The organism is Carnobacterium sp. (genome assembly GCF_032094055.1).
Taxonomy (GTDB): domain Bacteria; phylum Bacillota; class Bacilli; order Lactobacillales; family Carnobacteriaceae; genus Carnobacterium_A.
The window spans coordinates 4411-6764 of the sequence record NZ_DAMDAK010000109.1; the positions used below are offsets into that span (position 1 = coordinate 4411).

Here is a 2354-nt window from a genome sequence, read left to right on the forward strand (position 1 = left end):
CACTTCTTTCGTAATCTGGACCACGACACCTTGGACGATTCCTTCAAACTTAGGAATTTCGGTTCATCCAGAATACGAATACGCCGTTGTTGTAGCAGATGGTAAAAAATATGTTTTGGCTAAAGAATTAGTTGAAAAAGTTACGGAAGAAATTGGCTGGAAGCAAGTCGAAATCATCAATGAACTTAAAGGGAAAGATTTAGAATATATGACAGTTCAGCATCCACTATATGATCGTACCTCGTTGGTTATTTTAGGAAATCACGTTACATTAGACGCTGGTACTGGGTTAGTGCATACTGCTCCAGGACATGGAGACGATGACTTTATTGTTGGACAGAAGTACAAATTGGGCGTTTTGTCGCCAATCGATGATAAAGGCTGTTTTACAAATGAAGCACCGGGGTTAGAAGGTATCTTTTATGATAAAGGAAACAAGATTATTACAGAGATGCTAGAAGAAAAAGGTGCATTATTGCATTTAAGCTTCTTTATGCATAGTTATCCGCATGACTGGCGTACTAAAAAACCGGTTATTTTCCGGGCAACACCACAATGGTTCGCTTCTATTGATCAGTTCAGAGAAGAAATATTGGAAGCTGTCAAAGGTGTAAACTGGGTGCAACAATGGGGAATGCAACGGCTTTACAATATGGTACGTGATCGTGGTGATTGGGTTATTTCTCGTCAACGTGCATGGGGTGTGCCTTTGCCAATCTTTTATGGGGAAAATGGTGAACCCATTATTACTCCAGAAACGATCGATCATGTTGCAACATTATTTGGGGAATTTGGTTCTAACGTTTGGTTTGAACGAGAAGCCAAAGACTTATTACCTGAAGGCTTCACACACCCATCAAGTCCGAATAATCACTTTACAAAAGAAAAAGATATCATGGATGTTTGGTTTGACTCTGGCTCGTCTCATGAAGCTGTCTTAAGAGGAAGAGCTAATTTATCTTTCCCGGCGGATATGTATTTGGAGGGTTCTGATCAATACCGCGGCTGGTTTAACTCAAGTATTACAACAAGCGTGGCCATTAACGGCGTAGCACCTTACAAAACAGTTTTGTCTCAAGGAATGGTTTTAGACGGCGAAGGTCGTAAAATGAGTAAATCGCTAGGCAATACGATGTCTCCTGATAAAGTAACAAAACAAATGGGAGCAGACATTATTCGTCTTTGGGTCTCTAGTGTAGATGCTCAAGCCGATGTACGTGTCAGCGACGAAATTCTGAAACAAGTTTCGGAAGTTTATCGTAAGATCCGCAATACTATGCGCTTTTTACTCGCTAATACCTCTGATTTTAAGCCTGCACAACATACTGTTGCCTTTAATGATTTGCGTTCTGTCGACAAATACATGTTGGTTCGTTTGAATCAATTGGTTGAAAAAACCGTATCACATTATGAAAAATATGAATTTTCGGCAATCTACCAATTAATAAATAACTTCTGTACGGTTGATTTGTCTCAATTTTATTTAGACTTTGCTAAAGATGTTGTTTATATCGAAGCAGAAGATGCTTATGAACGCCGAGCAATGCAAACCGTTTTTTATGAAGTATTGGTTAAATTAACTAAATTGTTAACGCCTATTTTACCGCATACAGCAGAAGAAATTTGGGGATTATTAAGCGAGGCTGAAGAATTTGTTCAGTTATCTGAAATGCCTCAAGTTGAAACATATGAAAATGAAGCAGAGCTGATGGATATGTGGAGTGCATTTATGGCTATTCGTCAAGATGTGCAAAAAGCTTTAGAAGAAGCACGAAATGAGAAGAAAATTGGTAAATCATTTGAAGCTAAATTAACTCTCTATCCAACAGAACCAACTAAAGATTTGTTTGTCACTTTGAACAGCAATATTGGACAATTATTTATTGTATCTGAATTAGAGATTGCTGCTGATAAGAGTGAGGCACCTGAAACAGCTCTACAATTTGAATCATTTGCTGTAGTGGTTGAACATGCACATGGAGAAACATGTGAAAGATGCCGTGCTATCCGAGAAGATGTTGGTAGCAATGAACAAGCTCCAACACTATGCAGTCGTTGTGCCGCTATTGTTTCAGAAAACTTTCCAGAAGCTTTAACTTCAGAAGAATAAAAGCAACTCTAGCGAGTTTTTCTGTATTGGGCTTGAGCTAGAACTTAATGGTGAAAATCAATTATCGAAGTTAGAAGTCACTGGCAGGAGCCTTCCCGTCCGAACGAATCCTTGGTATATAAACAAAGTAACCCCTTGCATAAGAAAAAATATTCTATTATAATTAAAGCGAAAAGTTTTCTTTAATAAAATTTTTTATAAAGAAATTGTTACAATATAGATAAACGGAGGTAGAAGAAAAAAT

General features: G+C 37.9%; 1 protein-coding gene. It reads left to right on the forward strand.

Translation table 11 applies throughout. The features are described 5' to 3' along the window. Window positions 1-2110, forward strand: a 2110-nt coding sequence (ileS, locus tag RT405_RS12475; protein WP_313470110.1) for an isoleucine--tRNA ligase, incomplete at its 5' end; no start/stop codon positions are given. Window positions 2111-2354 lie beyond the last annotated feature (244 nt).